Raw genomic sequence first — 18798 nt, forward strand, 5'->3', positions numbered from 1 at the left:
TACATAGCATTTGTTTCTTCTATATATAAAAAACAATATTTCTAAATAAATTCGCTAATCTTTATTTTTGAATAAAACAATTAACTTAGGGTAAAAATAAGCTAAGAAAGAAGGGATGAATATGAAAATCGAAAAATACAAGGTAAGCGATGGCAAAGATTTTTCTCTTGATGATTTTGCTACAAATGATAAAGGTGGTTATAAAAACAAAGATGAAGCTCTAAGTGATATGAATAAGAATATTGAAAAGATTGAATCTGAACAGGACAAGTTATATGCTCAAAATCAAAAATCTGTGCTTCTTATTATTCAAGCTATGGATGCTGCTGGTAAGGACGGATTGATAAAACATGTCATGACTGGTCTCAATCCACAAGGTACCCAAGTTTTCAGTTTCAAACAACCTTCAGCTGAAGAGTTAGATCATGATTTTCTTTGGCGTTATAACAAGTCTCTACCAGAAAGAGGCCGTATTGGTATTTTTAATCGTTCATATTATGAAGATGTATTGGTAGTCAAGGTTCATAATCTGATTGAGGTGAACCAATATCCATACAACAAGGTTAATGATAAGTTTTGGTACAACCGTTATGAACATATTAAAAATTATGAAAAATATCTTTATGACAATGGAATTATACCAGTAAAAATTTTTTTAAATGTGTCTAAGGATGAACAAAAAGAGCGTTTTATGAGTAGGCTAAACGATTCTAGCAAAAATTGGAAATTTTCTATAGCAGATGTTAAAGAAAGAGCTTATTGGAATGAGTACCAAAAGGCTTATCAAGATGCAATAAGTGCTACAGCAAGTGAAATTGCACCTTGGTATATAATACCAGCTGACAAAAAATGGTTTGCCCGTTTACTTGTATCTGAAATTTTCCTTCACATACTAAAAGGTATGAATTTAGAATATCCTCAGATTAGCAAAGAAGAGAGTGCTAGATTGGCAGATGCAAAAAAAGCATTAGAAGAAGAAAAATAAATATCAGTGCTACAAATTAAAAATATTTAAAAGTAACCGCTAATTATAAAATTAAACGGTTACTTTTTTGTGTATAAAACTTTATCTATTCTAGTAGAATTTAATTCAGTATCATCAGCTAGGTAATCATACTTTCCTTTTTCAAGATCAAACCTTTTTCTAAAATCATCCTTCTTTTCGTCCATTAGCTCTATATTTAGCTCCTGCATTAAACTAACACAATAAAACTTAAATCCCTCTATATATTTATCTAATTCAGTTTCATATATTTTTATTAAATTATTTATATCATTTTTATTTTTCTTATAGTCCTCTTCTGAATATATCTTGTGCTCCTTATTTGCATCATCAATTACAATTGAATTTACTAAAAATAGACTTGAATTAATATATTCTTTAATATACTTCTCATTATTGCAAATTGCAAACATATTATCATATATTTTTTCAAATATACGATCTTCCAATACATAAAATTCTTGTGAATAATTCCCTGTAAAAATAGGTCTATAGTATGAAAAATACTCTATTTTGCTCATTAAAATATGCATTTTTTTTATGGACTTCAATAAATGTTGATGTATTTTACCTTTTATATTTCCCCATTTTTCTGAATTTATTTCCCCAATATTTTCTAAATACTCTACGTTAGAAGGATCAAGTATATAGTAATAAGCCTCAAATTGCATAATATTCTCATTCTTCAAAACTTCATGCATAATAGCCTTACATTGATATATTTCATAAAAAAATTCATCTTTAGCGACCTTTAAATCATTAATATTTTCTAGAAATTTTTCTAGTTTTTCAATTCTATTAGCTACATTATCCTTTTTATGGTTATATTTCATCTGTATAAAAAAAGTGAATGCTGCAATACTTACAGTAAGAACCCTTCCAATATATGAACCATAATAGGAAAACCACTTATTATAATTGCTAATACTATATCCATACTCTATATAGTTAAATATTAATGAATATATAATAGAGACAAAGAAAAGTATAAATGATACTACTAATAAGACTTTCATGATGTCTATTGCATATTTAGTATTTTTTTGACTATTGATTTTTCTTCTATATTTCTTTGGCATAATAGTAAACATTTACAACTATAAGCTAATAATTTCCACTATAGTCGTTCCCCTTCCTTTTAATTTTTTTAACTATATTATTATTAGATTTCTTATTTTTTTTATTGATAATATTTATAATTATAACATTTTAAATCATAATATTACACCAAAATATAAAATATAACTTTAAATGCTATTTAATAAATTGATTTATTTACTAGCTTTTTATGTAAAATAAAACAGAAATTAAATATGTAAAATAAGACAGAAATTAAAAAGGAAGAGCACAAACTCTTCCTGATGTAATAAAATTTAAGCTAATTAAGAATACTGTTCTTTGAAAAAATACAATATTCTAGATTAAATTGTAATTTCTATTTATAAACTTTAAAAAGTGCTTTTGTTATAGGTATAACTATAATAATTGCTGCAATTGCTTCTGGAATACCAGAAACTGCAACCGTTGCCATTATTAGATCAAACACTGAAGATAAAGCTACTTGTTTTGCCTGTGCATACTGACCAGCAAATAAGATATATATACTACCCATTACAAAAATTGTATTTACCATAGACCCTATAAAGGCTGTAGTTGCAAGTGATATATATTTATTTATATTTACTTTTTTAAAAGCAATCCATAGCCATCCGCAAATTATACCTATAAACACCCTACATCCAATTGAAATCCAAAGTGCTCTAAAAACTCCACTAAAACCACTGGTACTTAAAAATGGTGAAAAAGCAAAAGATAATAAAGTTGGTGATAGGGTGTTGCTTACTAAAGAGCAAAATCCAAATGTAAATCCTAGGATAGCTCCTGCTAGAGGACCTAATAGTATAGCCCCAATAATTACTGGTATATGTACAGTTGTTGCCTTAATAATTGGCAGTTGAATCATACCTAAAGGTGTATTTGCCAAAAGTATGATTATAGCTGCTATAAGTGAAACACTCACAGTCCAGCGTATATCTTTCTTTTCATGAACAATCATTGTTTAACATATTTCCTCCTGTTATCGTTTTTTAATATAGCACAATTTTATACTAACTTAAATAATATACCATGATGATTATAATAAAACAACAACAGTAGTTTATTTCAAAATGTCTCCAATATAATTTTATTATTTTTTCCAGTTGAATTAAATATTTTTAATTCAACTCTCCATTTATAGTCCTATTTGAAATCCATCCCGTAACACCATCATATGTTACCTTGTACCAAATTCTAGTAGGATGATCAATGCTTGTATCAATAACATGAATCTTTGTACCCGATAAGAGTGTTTTTATTATAGCTGAGTTAATATCTGGCCTAGCTCTCATATTTGTATTTTTTGCATGTATTACAAAGTCTTTTCCTTTTGCATATTCAGCCTCCTGAGCTTCTCTTTTTTTAATATTATTTTCTTCAAATTCACTATTTTTTTGTTGTGTTTTAGAAATTGATTTTGAAGCGGACTCTGTTCCTAAGCCCAAAACCTTAATCTTCGCATATGGCTGACCTAGAGGTAATCTAGTATCAGAAGGCCATGCACCATCATTTGGACCCAGACTTACTACAACATTTTTACCATTATAAGCTCTTACATCTTCTACAGATGTAGCTATTATTTCAGGAGCAGAATTATTACGTCTGCCATCTGAAGTTGGTAATGATATCTTCTGTGAGCTTGATGGTATAAATATTGCATATTCCGATTCATCAATTCCCAAGTTTGATTTAGGAATTCCTTGTTCTGCTATACGTTGATATTTTATCAATTGTTCAGGACTCATTATTGAAATTTTACCATATAAAACAAATCTACCTGCATTTTTTTCTCTCTCAATTATCACATCTAATTTATCTTCCTGTTCACTTCCTTGGGTAGAACTATTTAGTTTCTTATTTACTTCTTCTTTTTGTATTTTTTTACCTGCTAATTCATCTATTTGACTTCTATCATCTATACTTATAAAATTTATATCTTTGGCATTATCATCTTTTGGAGAATCATCAAATTTACCCTCCCAAATTTTTTCTCGGCTTAATTTATTATCTTTTATTTTGATTTTTTCTATAATAGTATCCATATTTCCTGGTACAGTTTGCCAATATATCAATCCATCTCCATCATCTTTTGTCTTCAGATTAGCTCTTAAACTTCCTGATGCACCATACTGTATGGGTTCATCTATCTCTATTAATTTATTATCTTTCTTATCATAAGAGAATATTTTTACCCACCTTTCATGATATTCTGTCAGCTTTACAATGACTAATTGAGATACCTCATCTCCATCCATTTTTACAATAGAATACTCATATTTATCTGCGTTCTGATTATTGTCCCCATAATTATATTCACTAGCTTTATCTAAAGCTTGGCTGTACAATTTCGCAGATTTTTTTCCAATATCTTCCTTAAGATTTTCTTCCATGGTTATAGATTTTTTCGCTTGTTTTTTCTCTTCTTTTTTACATCCAACTACTCCTAGTGGTAAGAAAAATGCCAACAATAAGATAATAATTTTTTTCATTTTATAGACTCCTTTTAGTTAAACAAATTTTTATCAGTATATAAATGTTATCTTGGCTTAAGCTCATATTATATTTTATCTTAACATTTAGATAATTTATTAATTTAATAATAACATTATTTTATTTTAATTTCTACTAGTTATAATTTTTTAATATTACAACTAATAAATATGTGTATACTGATAAAATAGGTAATAACAATATATAATATCCCCTTAATAACAATTTGAAATCTATTTTGAATGAGTTAAATATAAAGCCAGTAAAATTATATAAATTAAAAAACATACTATAGAATAAATTCCCCACTCTATTACCAGAATACCAAGATAAAAAATCCTAAATACAGCAAAGGTAATCCTCTTTATTTCTAATGTTTGTATAGCATTATGACCATCTACAGTTCTAATAAAAAGAAATACTAAAAATATAAATTTAGTATTTCCAATATATTCAATACTTTTATTTCTTTATTGATGAAGATGATAGTATTGTAAAATGTAGTTATTACACAATTATTGTACGTAATTTATTAATATTGTAATCTAATAGGATTGATTTAATCTTATCGACTATCTCCACAGATACCACCTTATGGTTAATTTTTTATATTATCTCATAAATATTTGATTCGTATATGTACTCTTAATATTCACTTTTTTCTTTATTTTATATTCTTTTGATAATTTACAAATATTGTCAAAACCTATTGTTATATAATCATTATTTACTTTTATAGATTTACTTATAGGAAATTCATATCTTCCTTTTTTTGATAAAGTTTTATTTTCTTTATCAAATTCATATACACTAGACTTGGAAGAAGAAGTCCTCATATCATCACAGGCAAATATGGTTAATTTATTTTTATTATTAAATATAGATACAAAATCTTCTGATGCATATTTATAATTTATTACTTTTTTATTATTTACATCTACAACTGTTAATATAGATTGATATGGACTGTTTTGATCGTTTCCAACTAAGTAAAGTGAATCTTTGCTATATGCATAGTCATTATAAAACGGGAAAATTTCCTTACCTATTGGTATTATATCTATTGTATCTAATGTCCTTTTAGAAAGTATGTGTATATAGGTTGTACGTTCTTTTATATTCTCATACACTAGTGAAATTTTTTCTCCCATATCAATTATATTTTCTACTCTACCGTTATGATCTTTATCTAATATTTTTTTGATAGGCATTTTACCATCTTTATTTTGCTTATATAAAAAAACTCCCTTATCCCAATTAAAACTAGTATATATGTTATTCTTATCAACTAATATAGAATCTGGATTTGAAGACATCAACTTTATATTTGATTCATTGAAAGTATCTAAAGAATATACTAATAATTTATCTGAATCATTTTTATACTTTAAATCATTATCATTTTGCTTAGTTATATATACGCTATTATTACTTATGCTTAAAGATTGTGTATTCGTACCTATAACACTATGCTTTGTTTCTATACGTTCTTTTATATTTAGTTTATTATCCAATAAATAAAAATATGATTTTGATTCCCCAGGTTTACTTTCAATTACTACAATATTATTTTCTTTATCATAAACTTTATTATTTGAACATCCTACTAAAAATACAAAAAAGCAAAATGTAATAAGAATTAAAATACATTTTTTCATTCTATACTCCTTTCAAAAATAGATATTATTTAAATTTAACTATACCCTGTATATTTTACTGAATGCTTCCCTTTTTACCTTGCAATTACTTATATGTATTTTTAAACTTCTTACAAATTTATAAAATAAAATTTACTAAAATCTATATTATTAAACCTATTTATGTTTATATACTAATAACACAATTTGTGGTATAAAATAGTATAGAAATAAAAAGGAAGAGCGATATCTCTTCCTCATGCAAATCAGTCAAAGACGGTGGTTAATGAAGTTATTTGAAATAACCTTTACTCGACGAAGTTAGAAGGTTATTTTTTTGCATAGTACAAATAAAATCAGACAATATAATACTAAACTCAATTATATAAAACTATCTATTGCTATAATGATTTAAGAGTACTATTAACACTTATATTTTTATTTACATTCATAATTTATGCTTTTTAATTACAAAGGGTATACTTCCAAAAAATAATAATAAATTTATTGCTAAAATTACCTTTATTATTGAGTTTACCTCCCCCCAAATTTTAAATTCGGCAAGTAAAAAATATACTTATAAACAACATTAAAACTTTACTTATTAATTCCCATGCTTTTCTTTTTCTAATATTTAAATTTTCCATTTTTACTCTCCAAATGTTATTTTTATTAAATACCTAAATTATAAGTTAGGTAAGTATTTATATAAATATACATTTAAATGTAAAACACACTAAAAAGCATTATATTAGAAGTGATTTTATCAAATTGTCTATAAGTATAATATAATATTATACTTTTTTATTTTTCAATATATTTATTATTGATAATATTCCTATACATATCATTATAAGTGATATTATTATCTTGTAATATTCTACTACATTTTGAATAATTATTGTATTTTGTGTCACCTCTATTTTTGTGCTTAAATTAAGCGGAGTAATTATTAAACCAATGATTAATACAAAATATAGTATGTATAAATATAATATTATCCTAAATTATTGTATGAATAGTTTTAATATACCAACCCCATGCTTAGATCTTTTATAGTTCAAATTTTATTTTAATAAGTTAAGTTTTCTTATTCCTAAATCTTCAAATTCTGTTATTAATTCTAATTCATATATAGTTAGTGGCATAGAAACTAATCTAAAGTTTAAAAAAATTCCTTTAAACTCAGTTTTTATAATTTGCTTATGTATTACAAGACTCTTTGTTACACTAATCAACCTTATTATGCATATCAATTAAAAATAAATACTGTTTTTGAATAGGTTTATATCTCTTCTTTTTACTTTCTCACAGTTGGGTTATAGACATTAAAAAAGGAAATACCAAATCTTCCAATCTAGTATTTCCAATATATTCACCACTTCTAATTCTTAATTGGTGGAGATGAGGGGATAAGGCGATATAATATTGAATAAGTTTTCATGTCTTTGTAAACGTTGGTATATAGCCATTTATATATAAAAATAGGAGTAATATTTGTTGATTTTTTGAAAAATAACAGAGCAATTCTGTTATAGTTCTGTTATTTCATGTTATCTATATTTAGTTTATTTTTTATATCCTTTATATAATCTATTATTTGTTTTTCATCCATATTATTTAACTTAACTCTATTTAATTTATAATGATCATGATACAATTCAGCTATTTTATTATTATTAGGATATTTTTCTTTCATTTTTTTAAGAATATAAAAAATATCATCTTCTATTTCTCCGGCTATACTTCTTGAATTTAAATCATTACCATCAGAACTAATATACATACGGTAAATATTTTCTAACTCAATAGCATATTCATGATAATTAATATTTCCATTTTCCACCATAAAAATATACCTCCACATTCAACTATTCCCTAAATACATATTTACGGCATAGTTACCCTTAACCATTGATAAAACTTACTCCTATTTTTTGCCTATAAACAACTTTATTACATTAAGTTTTACAAAACAACATATAATAAAGCTTTTATCACTTAATTTTAATTATTTACAATCAAATACAATAATATTTCTTGTTTTACTTAATAATCTTAATTTTATAAATCTCATATAAATCTATAAAATTATATGAAATATTATAGCACTACTCCCCTATTTTTTCACTAAAAAAGCACCTTGATTTTTTCAAGGCACTTTTAAAACCACATTACTATTTTTTCTTTTTTATCCTCTTTGTTTTTTATATATTCTTGTAAACCTCTTTTTGCATGATGTAAATACATAGGAAATAATTTGTCATAGGATGTTGTTTTTTCTAGTATAATTTCATTATTTTTAATATCAAATTTTATATATCCTTTAAAATGGAAGTATGTAGACTTTGAGAATAAGAGTATAACAGTTAAAGAAACACTACAGAAAACATATGTATTTGACGATAATATGAAACCTCATTTAACAACTGTACAACAAGATCCAAAGACTGAAAATGGTGTAAGGACTATCCCACTATCTTCATCATTAGAAAAGCATTTAAAACAACTTAAAATAACCCAATCAGAAAATAAATTAAAGCTTGGGAAATCATATATTAAAAGTGATTATGTTTTTACTGATGATATAGGCAAGACCATTGATAATAAACGTCCTAATACCACTTTAAAGACTATTTTGAAGAGGTTAGACATAGAGCCGATAAAATTCCATGGACTAAGAAAAACATATGCTACAAGGCTATTTGAAAATGGTGTACCACCTAAGACAGTACAAGTATTATTAGGCCATGCGGATATTCAAATAACTATGAATATTTATACCGAAGTCATGGAAGATGAAAAATATAAAGATATTGATAAACTAGATACTATTTTTAATTTTTAGTATTAAAATAAGCCCCTATGTATTCAATCACATAAGGGCTATTATTATGCCTATAAAATTCCTGTATATAGTCTAATTCTGTTACAGTTCTGTTATTTTGGCATTAAAAAAGGAAATACCAAATCTCATAATCCAGTATTTCCAATACATTCACCATTTATTTAAATTTTATGATGGAGATGAGGGGATTGTAAAGTACAATTATTGCACAATATAAGTTTAGGTATAAATGGCTAAATTTCAACCTTTAATTCCACACATATCACCTATTTGTATACTATTTTGCACACTTCATTTGCGTAGTTATTGCACAGTTATTGCACAAACATTAAATATCCATTATGCTACTTTTTTGTATTTTGGTAGGCTGGCAAATTATATATAATTCTTCCAAAATAACTTTTACTATGCCAAATAAAAAATCATTATCAAACTTTATCAGTTCACTTATGCAATTAGCCAAATTTTGTTTATTTTGAAATCTATAAATTGAACCTCTTTCCTGCTTTATAATATCAATATATGGCCTGAATTCAGGTCTAAAGAAGCAAAATTTATTAATTTCCTCTATAACTTTGCTGTTATTTTTCAGCTCCCCATAGTCAATCATACCTCTGTGTTTTATGAAGTTAAAATTAGACCTAATTTTAGTCTTATCAAGTTCTTCCATCAATTTTATAAGTTCATTCTTTATTGTGCCATATTTATTATCCATCTTTTCAAAATATTCAATTGTATCTGTGTTAGCTTTAGAGTTTCTTTCTAAATCTCTGATAAATTTTTCAATATCAGTATTATCAAAAAGGTCATCATAATTTGTTATTTTTTTTCCATTTTTATATACATATTGTTCCGTACATAGATAAACCGTACAAAACAATAAATCAATTACCGCGTTATACAAAAACAACGCATGCTCATATATCATACCTTTAACAACTTCTCTATTGTTATATTCTTCAATATATTCAATATTTTCTTTAAAAAATTCCTTTACTACCAATCTAGCCTGATGATATTTATTAATTATCTCATTAGATTTCAATACATAAAATAAGCCTTTTAACTCTCCAACTTCTATATCTTCTGAAGTTTCAAAGTCATTTATTTCTTTTCCATTGTTTATATCATTAAATATATCTTTTTCAAAAACTCCCTCTATATTCATACAATAAATAACTATTCCCTAAAACTACATTATGGGAATAGTTGCCCCCTTCCATTGAAATTACTTACGTGTATTTTTTAACCTCTTCCGACTTTACAACATAAAGTTTACTAAAATCTATACTAATAAACTAAATTATGATTATATATTAATTTATACGTTCTATTAACAAAAATAACACCTTATTTACTTTATTTTATTAGTTTTTATAATTTTATAAAACTCTATGCAATCCTGTAGAATATTATAACATTAAACACCATAATATAACACTAAATAACATTAAATGGCACTAAATAAGTTGATTTTTTTGTTTATTTGTGGTATAAAATAGGTAAGAAATAAAAAAGGAAGAGCGGTAACTCTTCCCTACACAAAGCCGTTAAAGACGGTGGTACATAAAGTTATTTGAAATAACCGTTACTTCCCAAAGTTAGACGGTTATTTTTTTGTGCGTAAATCTTTAATTGCCTTAATACAACTAGGTATACCAATCAGTATTCCAAGCACACTAAGAACAATTTCCAATTCAGTCAAAAAAGGTTACTCCTTTCTAAAGATTCAGATACCTTATTCATAGGCATCACCTCTCTTTCGGATGAGTAACCACCGTCATTACTTCTTTGCTTATTCATTATACCATTTTATAGCACGAAAATAAACAATGTTACGCTAAACTCAATTATATAACGCTATATATTGCTATATGCGATTTAAAAAGAGTTTTTGCATTTATGTTTGCGCTTTTATCTTCATTATACGTTATACGTTTCTGATGTTAAAAAGAGCACAACTGCAACTGTGCTCTTTTTAAATTCTCTATAAGTATAATATATTATTATGATTTTTTATTTTTTAATGTGTTAATTACTGACAATACTCCTATCCCTGTCATTATAATAGATATTACTATCTTGGAATATTCTATTACATTTTGAATAATTATTGTGTTTTGTGTAACCTCGGTTTTTGTGCTTAAATCAAACGGAATAATCATTAAAACTATGATTAATGCAAAGTATAATATATATAAATATAATATTGATTTTTTCATAAATAATCTCCTTTTTTAAACAAATAAACTTATTAAAAATTTTTAACTACATTTATTTTCATAATAACATACATCTCTTTATATTTGCATGAATCTTCTATTTTTTTATTATTTCTTAATATTTACCTATATACTCAATATTACATGACTTCTATACATCTAAAATGCTGAGTTTTGTTGGGTTATATATAAATATAGATATGTTAGCTTTTATTATGATATACACATATCTATGATGTGCGTAACAACGTCCTAATAGACACAATATAATAGAGGCACAAGTGCGGTCGCCATATACTTATACCTCTATATATTACCTATTTACTTACCTGAATATAGGTAGCCATACTCTGTATCTTCAGGTGAAATATACTGATATTCTCCACCAATATATTTAAAATCATCATCTAGCATAGCCCACTTACCTAAGCCCCCTAATCCATCATTTACATTAACATCATATGGTACGCTTAATTTACCATTTCCTGCATATATATTCTTAGAATACTCTTCTATCTCTTTAACATAAGCAAGTTCCATTTCTCTCTTACCTAATACACTGTTTTCCATCTCTTTTAATACTAATGTTTTATGAACTCCTAAGCCTTTTAGTTTTTCACAAATTAATGAAGTAGTCTCAGGATCATTTGGGAAATAGTTTATAAACTTTATAACCTCTTCCTCAGATAACTTTTCTCTCTTTGTGTTTATTATGTCTAATATTCTTTCAAGCTTTCTTCCAGTGTCATTATCCATATTATCAAAAGCTTTCCACTCTAAGCTCTTATATTCATCATAGTACTTTTTGAATATCTCTGAAATATCTTCCAAGTACTTTTGATGTATCGGCCTAAATTCCTCCCATAAATTATAAGCAAAGTTGTTTTTATACAGTTCAGTATAATCAACACTATTTATTACCTCTGCTAATGTATTTCTTGCATTTAAATGAATCTTTAAAAATGCTATCATTTTGTTTGCTAATTCTTTCTTATATGCCATAATCTCTTACCTTACCTTTCTAAATATCATCATCTTCATCATATCCTGCTAATACCTTTAACTGTTCTGTAGTCATTACCTTCATAACATCCTCTATACTCAAAATATCATCATGTATTACAGTCACAGTATTATTAATAGCATTAACATCTTGTTTCTCTGAATATATACCTAACATGCTTAATAAAAGCTTTCTGTCTTGGTGTCCCTTGGGTGATAGGGCATTTATATATGTAGCATTTAAAATACTGGCCACATTTCCCCTCATAGACTCTAATACTGAATCTTTAACAATATGTTTAAACTTTTCTTTTTTCATCACCTTATAATATGTATTTCTGCTTATCTTAGCTTGTTCACATATATACTTTACTGATTTACCTACGCTTTCAGGATTTACCAATACTTCTAATAATCTTGTTTCTGCCTTTGTTAAGCCGTATATGTCATCTTTTGTCACATGTAATCCTCCTCCTTTCATTATTTTTTATATTCAAGTTTTATATTATTTTGACTTTTAGCAATATTTTTTGGTAGTCTATTAAATTCATCATTAATAATTAGATGTTTTACTGGCTTAGTATAACTTTCGCTAAGTAATTTAGTTTTTCTTTCTCTTTTCAATTCAATCTAGTCTATTTCTAATATAAGCACTTTTTCTAAGATTTCTTTGTATTTTAATCTTTATGTCGGTACGCATATTAGTGTTAATACCATTGTATTTTAAAGCCTTTGACCAATTATATTCATCATTTTCAAACATATATATCATTACTTTCAAGCAATCACCTTCTAATACTCTATAAAATTCATCAATATAAAACTCGTACATCAATTTGTTTTCTATATCATAAAAATCATTATTGTTACTATCCTCTATTAAATCGATTAACTCTGTTTCGGTTTCATTATTAATGGGAGTATTAGTTGATATTATATTGATGTCTTTGGCCTTTCTATCGCCGTATATAGCTTTTGATATTTGCCATCTAATGCAATTATAGACCCATGTATCAAAGGACATATCAGACTTAGCATTGTAGCTATTGTATGCATACATAACCCCTATACATCCTTCTTGAAACATGTCATCTTCATCTAACCACCTTGAATTATAATTTTGTATTATTTTAAAGATCATATCTTTATATTTCATTACATCAACATCTATCAAATACTAACACCACCAAACTTTTTTATTATTCTTGACCTAGTCTTCTAAAATATTCCTCCCTACGATTAGGGTGTAACAATTCATCTATCATTGTACAATGTTCTTCGAGTGAGTGACTGATATGTAAAATTTGATTTGACGAAAAATAATGTGTCTCGCCAAAAGATGAAATACATGTATAAACTAATCCCCCATCTTCACCACGCCCTACTTCAATAAGTTTTATGATTGTACGAGTTGGCCTAAAATATTTTTCATTAGTCGGAAAATATTCCGGGGGTCTTAAAAAATCCAAAGCCTTTGGTTCTATATATATATTCCTACAATCAAATAAAATTGGTGTTATTTTTTCCATACTTATCTCCTTTTTAATAAAATTTAAAATTACTATCCAAGCAACATCCACGCACTATAATGTAGTGGTTATTAATAAAACACAGTGGTAGCAATATGTACGTACTAACCTCCCAACGTCCCAAGTAACCCCACCTACAACCCCTATACGTATGTATGTATATACGCTACTATTATTAATATATATATATATATATTTATATAAAAGTTATTATAGTTGGGAGTTATATATAAATCTATTGCCATATCTTGTGTTCATACGTCCCAACTATAGGTGGGATGTTGTTGGAACGTTGGGATAATTATTTACCCCAATCGTCACATTCAACCATTTTGCCCTCTTCTAGTTTCCATATTTTTGGTTTACTAGGGCTATTCATACTCCACAAATTATTCTTTAATGGTGGTACTAACCATAACCTTTGTTGTTTCTTCAAACTTGGCACCCAACGTTTATCTGTTCTTTTACACCCAAGTATCTTGAGTTGATCACTTATCACATTATCAGATATATAATTACCACCTAAACCACCTCTAATTATTTCATATACGGTACTAGGCTCTACGTATCTCCAACTATCCTTTGGCTTATTAAAATCAAATGTATTTCTAATTTCCATACCTATTGGAGATAGTCCAATATACTCATTATTTAATTCATCTAGTAACTCTCTTTCCTCTTTAGTTAAAAACCACTTATTGCCTGCTTTATATAATCCTACGACCTCACTCCATAGTTTATCTATATCAACATCATTATTTAAATTAATGTCCTTTACTGGTACAACCCAAAACCTACGATTGCCGGTACTATCCTTTAAGAAACTATCCTCATTAACTGACCCGCAGAAAATTGTATGTCTAGCAAATTTGATAACAGATTTCCCATAGGGTGGCCTATACTCTATTGATGTTCTTGTTAATTCATTCTTTAGAAATCCAGAAGCTTGTTTTCTTGTGGTTGTTTCTAACTCTCCAAGCTCCACAATTATATATTTATAGGTTTCCATCTTATTATCCTTACTATCTGTAAGAGTTCCCCCCTCTTTAAAGAACCCTTTAGGAACTAAATTTCTTAGCCATGTAGTCTTACCTATACCTTGTTCTCCTTTAAGTACTAGAGTCCCCTCTACAGCCTTACTACTATCATCCATTAGATTATCATTGTAATTAATAGCTACCACACTTATGAGCCATTTTTTAATCATTGTGTTATATAACTCTTCTATTTTTTTATAATCATGTACTTCACTAAAAGGAATATCATATTCTAATGTTTTTATAAGTTTATCTATCTCTCCTTTATATCTCACACTCTCACACTTTTCTAGATAATCTTTAAAAGGGTTAAACTTATTATCTAAAGCTATATTTAAAACATATAGTCCCAATATCTTATCATTTATATTAAAACCAATCTCCCGGCAATATGAATATATATGTGTCATTAAATGATCTAAGCCTTTTTCATAAATCATATTAGTAGTTGTCATCTCACCTTTGACCACATCATAACCCATTACGTATCCCATACTATCTAAAATAGCTTTCACATTTTCAATAATATGTAATATTGTTCCATTTTCATTAACCTTTAATCTAGATTTTTCCTTATCCTTACTATTAAGAGCCTTTAAAATCGTGTCTCTTTTATAATCTGGTCTATCCCATTTAGCTGTTCTTTCTCCAGATAGATAGAAATTAGATTTTTTATATATACAGTCAATAACTCTAGTATCTTTGGTAAATTCTGTAATTATACCTATTAAGCCCATATCTGCTTCGCTACCAGATAAATAACCCTCTATATCTCCATCATTGAATAGCCTATTAAATTTCATTGGATCATCTTTGGGCCTATAGTTAAGAGCAATTTCTAATATTACCTTATCGGCCATTGATTCTATTTCGGTGTCTCCATCTTCATATGATACAAAATCGGTATATACGGTATCAGATTTTGTTATATCTCTATGACCAAAGTATTTATCATATAAATCATGAATAGCTTTTGTACTCTCCTTTAACTCATATTGGCCACCAAACACATTGCCAGTTATAGTTAAATATCTTTTAGCTTGATATATCTCTATTTCTGGACCTTTTTCATCTGTTTGTATCCACCCTGTTAGATTATCTAATTTAATCCCCTTACTCCCATCTTTAAGAAGAGGTTTATTAGACTTAGTTATAATATGTATTCCTGTACCACTAGGAGATATTTCCGCATAGCTATCAATACTTTCTATAATTTCTCTGGCTTCAGGAAGTAGCTCACCCTTATCATTTATTACATGATCTAAATCAATAGCCACAAATGAGGTACTAACAAACACTCCTAATCCATTTATCTTTGTGTTATTACCTTGCCAATTACTATATGTATTTCCAACAAGCGCTAAAGCTTCATTTAATGAACCCCAGGTATTACTATCCGTTGGTTTAGCACCTACTAATTTTCCATTTACTAAGTTGGTCTTATAAGGTCTTTTATCTTTATCTCTAACACACCATATATTATGAATTTTTAGTTCATCCGGTATGTTGTTTACTATCTCATCTAAGTTCAAGCATTTTTCACCCCTCTATCTTTACCAATATCTGCTGATATGCTATAATATTTATATGTTCAAGCATATCCACTATAAGATATGGTTTTTAGCTCCTACGCCAATAGGAGCTTTTTTCTTTGCCTTTTTCTTTCTTTCGTTCCTAACTCCTAATAAATAGCCATAATTCAATATGTCATTAAGCGCAAGCATTATATTATAATTTCCGTCTAATTCGCTAAATTCTCTTGTTTCATCAATGCCCAAACAATTAATAATCTTATTTACTCTATAAAAATCATTAACATTAACATTCTTTGTCATCCTTTGAGATATTAATATATCTTGAATATCAACCTCACTCTCTAACCTTGTATCAAGACAAATTAAGCTTACTGGTCTTGGATTAATACTTATTACATCTTCAATAGGCTTTATGTGATTAATTTTTTTATTACCTATACCTACCTTACTATTTTCATTGTGCATCTTAATTCTCCCTTCTTAAATAAATACATATGTACTCAATAACTATTAATATAGCGTATTTAGTTGCTCCTACTAGATCCACAAAACACCTCTTATAATCTTAAACCTTCTTTACAAGCATTAATTAACCACTCTTCAAACAGTCCTTTAGGTATTAACGCCCTACGCCCCATTCTTATTACTGGAAATCCAAGGCTAACATCTCTACCGGCTCTTATGAGCTCTCTAATTCGATTTTCACCTATGCCGTATTCCTTTGCTACCTCTTTGGCTGTCATAAGCTGTAAATCTTGTCTTGTTGGTTGTTCTACAATCCTATATCCCTTTTGTTCAAATTCTTCTTGCTCTTGCTTTTCTATAACCTCTTCCAGTATCTTTTTTGTTGCCTTCATTTCTTCTAGATTTAACACACTTGTCATAACATTACCTCCTTATTTTTAATCGACATCAGAATCTGGAACATACTCAAATATATCAGATATTCCACAATCTAAATGTGTACAAAGAGAATTTAGTGTATCAAACTGTATACCACTAGATCTTCTGTTGTATATATTTGCTATTGTTTGTCTTGATACTCCGGTATTTTCTGATACATCTGATACCTTCATTAACTTTTCTCCCATGATTTTAGATAAATTATTTTTAATCATACTTCCTCCTATTTTTATATATTTTGACGTCTATACTTAACGTTTTAACATATATTAACACATTTTTTTATTAAGTGTCAACCACAAAACGTTATATAATTTTATATTTTGTTGCGTATACTTAACATAAATGATATAATCTTATTAAATTAATAATGAGGTGATTTTTTATGATTAGATGTAATCTATCAGTAATATTAGCAAAAAGAAAAATGTCTTTAACTAATTTATCGAAAAAAATAAATATTTCTAGAACAGCTCTTTCTCAGCTATCAAATAACACAACGAAAGGAATTCAGTATGATACATTAAATAGAATATGTACATATTTAAATATAGATCCTGGTGAATTAATAGCATTTCACCCAGTTGAAATAAAATGTCTACGCTGTTCAATAAATTACAATGCTTTAGATTTCGATAAACTATATAGAAATGATCAAGTTGATGGTCATTTAGAATTTGAGATAGTAAAAAATGGAATTATGAGTATATGTAAAACTGACATCATTTGTTACATAAGTTTTATTGATGATGTATTATCAATAAAGAGCGCAATTTTTTTAGATAATTTAGAAGAATTAAAATCTACAATATCTGACCTTCCAGATGTATTTTTCTATGACCTAGAACAGGATGTTAAATCTACAATAGAAAAATCTTTTGATGGTATTCCAAGTAAATACGAATTTGATATTGATTTAGAGTGGGTTGAAAATGATAAATATTCTTAAATCACATATTAAATAAAACTATATTCGATTCTAAGAAGTTTTATTTGACGTTATTATGATAACCTTGCAACATACCTAAAAAAGATAAGGTTCATTTATTTATAAAAATGTAATAAAGTATTAAAGACTAAAGTTACAGTAGATCTAAATAATAAGCAATTCCAAATTTGGAATCGCTATATACACAAAAAAGTTTATGTAGTATGGCGTAAATGATTATACACCTGACGGAAAAACTTCCTTGGGGTATTAGGTAAGCAATATTTATTGCTCTCCTACTGCAATTGTAACAAGAATATAATTATCAATAAATATAAAGGTACATGCTCAAAAAAAAGCGCGTACATATTTAACATATATAAATAACCTCTTCACACTCAATACTTTGCTTGTATTTAAGCTTGATTAATAATGCTTGATACTTTTATCATGTTCAATATTGAAGAGGCTTAAAATCGATTTAAACAGTTATTCACAAATATGTGATAAAGATACAAATTTTAGTTATGGCCAAAAATGTCTGTAACTAATTTAATACTTTCTTC

Annotated in this window: 20 protein-coding genes; 3 read left to right on the plus strand and 17 right to left on the minus strand. The window is 27.1% G+C overall.

Annotation, left to right across the window (positions count from 1 at the left end):
- The first annotated feature begins 121 nt into the window (after nt 1-121).
- Nucleotides 122-985, plus strand: coding sequence for a polyphosphate kinase 2 family protein (locus O0R46_RS07290; protein ID WP_269311076.1), 864 nt, complete (start codon nt 122-124; stop codon nt 983-985).
- Between the two features lie 59 nt (nt 986-1044).
- Here O0R46_RS07290 and O0R46_RS07295 read toward each other — a convergent pair whose 3' ends face one another.
- From O0R46_RS07295 to O0R46_RS07315, 6 genes are all read right to left on the minus strand, one after another.
- The gene (locus tag O0R46_RS07295) at nt 1045-2082 is read right to left on the minus strand and encodes a hypothetical protein (protein WP_269311077.1); all 1038 of its coding nucleotides are present in this window, start codon (nt 2080-2082) and stop codon (nt 1045-1047) included.
- 356 nt (nt 2083-2438) lie between these two features.
- Nucleotides 2439-3059, minus strand: a complete 621-nt coding sequence (locus tag O0R46_RS07300) for an ECF transporter S component (RefSeq protein ID WP_331275578.1) — start codon at nt 3057-3059, stop codon at nt 2439-2441.
- Nucleotides 3060-3219: 160 nt separating this feature from the next.
- The gene (locus tag O0R46_RS07305) at nt 3220-4590 is read right to left on the minus strand and encodes an SH3 domain-containing protein (protein ID WP_269311078.1); all 1371 of its coding nucleotides are present in this window, start codon (nt 4588-4590) and stop codon (nt 3220-3222) included.
- 234 nt (nt 4591-4824) lie between these two features.
- Complete coding sequence (locus tag O0R46_RS10225; RefSeq protein WP_422763630.1) at nt 4825-5049, minus strand: DUF3923 family protein; 225 nt, start codon at nt 5047-5049, stop codon at nt 4825-4827.
- A 153-nt stretch (nt 5050-5202) separates the two neighbouring features.
- The gene (locus O0R46_RS07310; protein WP_269311079.1) at nt 5203-6249 is read right to left on the minus strand and encodes a hypothetical protein; all 1047 of its coding nucleotides are present in this window, start codon (nt 6247-6249) and stop codon (nt 5203-5205) included.
- Between the two features lie 1522 nt (nt 6250-7771).
- Nucleotides 7772-8077 carry a hypothetical protein gene (locus O0R46_RS07315; protein ID WP_269311080.1) on the minus strand — a complete coding sequence of 102 codons (306 nt, stop codon included), beginning with the start codon at nt 8075-8077 and terminating at the stop codon, nt 7772-7774.
- A 513-nt stretch (nt 8078-8590) separates the two neighbouring features.
- Between O0R46_RS07315 and O0R46_RS07320 the strand changes: the two genes are divergently transcribed.
- On the plus strand, nt 8591-9076 hold the full coding sequence (locus O0R46_RS07320; RefSeq protein WP_269312546.1) for a tyrosine-type recombinase/integrase: 486 nt from the start codon (nt 8591-8593) through the stop codon (nt 9074-9076).
- A gap of 328 nt (nt 9077-9404) precedes the next feature.
- On the opposite strand, the gene O0R46_RS07325 is transcribed toward O0R46_RS07320, so the two are convergent.
- From O0R46_RS07325 to O0R46_RS07375, 11 genes are all read right to left on the minus strand, one after another.
- Nucleotides 9405-10244, minus strand: a complete 840-nt coding sequence (locus O0R46_RS07325; RefSeq protein ID WP_269311081.1) for a hypothetical protein — start codon at nt 10242-10244, stop codon at nt 9405-9407.
- Between the two features lie 838 nt (nt 10245-11082).
- Nucleotides 11083-11298, minus strand: coding sequence for a hypothetical protein (locus tag O0R46_RS07330; RefSeq protein ID WP_269311082.1), 216 nt, complete (start codon nt 11296-11298; stop codon nt 11083-11085).
- 321 nt (nt 11299-11619) lie between these two features.
- Nucleotides 11620-12300, minus strand: a complete 681-nt coding sequence (locus tag O0R46_RS07335; protein ID WP_269311083.1) for a hypothetical protein — start codon at nt 12298-12300, stop codon at nt 11620-11622.
- Between the two features lie 19 nt (nt 12301-12319).
- On the minus strand, nt 12320-12760 hold the full coding sequence (locus O0R46_RS07340) for a phBC6A51 family helix-turn-helix protein (RefSeq protein WP_269311084.1): 441 nt from the start codon (nt 12758-12760) through the stop codon (nt 12320-12322).
- A gap of 20 nt (nt 12761-12780) precedes the next feature.
- Nucleotides 12781-12924, minus strand: coding sequence for a hypothetical protein (locus O0R46_RS07345; protein WP_269311085.1), 144 nt, complete (start codon nt 12922-12924; stop codon nt 12781-12783).
- 1 nt (nt 12925) lies between these two features.
- The gene (locus O0R46_RS07350; protein ID WP_269311086.1) at nt 12926-13474 is read right to left on the minus strand and encodes a sigma factor; all 549 of its coding nucleotides are present in this window, start codon (nt 13472-13474) and stop codon (nt 12926-12928) included.
- A gap of 25 nt (nt 13475-13499) precedes the next feature.
- Nucleotides 13500-13829, minus strand: a complete 330-nt coding sequence (locus O0R46_RS07355) for a hypothetical protein (RefSeq protein ID WP_269311087.1) — start codon at nt 13827-13829, stop codon at nt 13500-13502.
- Nucleotides 13830-14130: 301 nt separating this feature from the next.
- Nucleotides 14131-16398, minus strand: a complete 2268-nt coding sequence (locus O0R46_RS07360; protein ID WP_269311088.1) for a VapE domain-containing protein — start codon at nt 16396-16398, stop codon at nt 14131-14133.
- A gap of 72 nt (nt 16399-16470) precedes the next feature.
- Nucleotides 16471-16866, minus strand: coding sequence for a hypothetical protein (locus O0R46_RS07365; protein WP_269311089.1), 396 nt, complete (start codon nt 16864-16866; stop codon nt 16471-16473).
- 92 nt (nt 16867-16958) lie between these two features.
- On the minus strand, nt 16959-17285 hold the full coding sequence (locus tag O0R46_RS07370) for a helix-turn-helix domain-containing protein (protein WP_269311090.1): 327 nt from the start codon (nt 17283-17285) through the stop codon (nt 16959-16961).
- Nucleotides 17286-17303: 18 nt separating this feature from the next.
- A complete protein-coding gene (locus O0R46_RS07375) occupies nt 17304-17519 on the minus strand; it encodes a helix-turn-helix domain-containing protein (RefSeq protein ID WP_269311091.1) in 216 nt (71 codons plus the stop codon).
- A gap of 170 nt (nt 17520-17689) precedes the next feature.
- Here O0R46_RS07375 and O0R46_RS07380 point away from each other — a divergent pair, with 170 nt between their 5' ends.
- A complete protein-coding gene (locus O0R46_RS07380) occupies nt 17690-18253 on the plus strand; it encodes a helix-turn-helix domain-containing protein (RefSeq protein WP_269311092.1) in 564 nt (187 codons plus the stop codon).
- Nucleotides 18254-18798 lie beyond the last annotated feature (545 nt).

This window comes from Peptostreptococcus equinus (assembly GCF_027125355.1).
In the GTDB taxonomy this organism is placed as follows: domain Bacteria; phylum Bacillota; class Clostridia; order Peptostreptococcales; family Peptostreptococcaceae; genus Peptostreptococcus; species Peptostreptococcus equinus.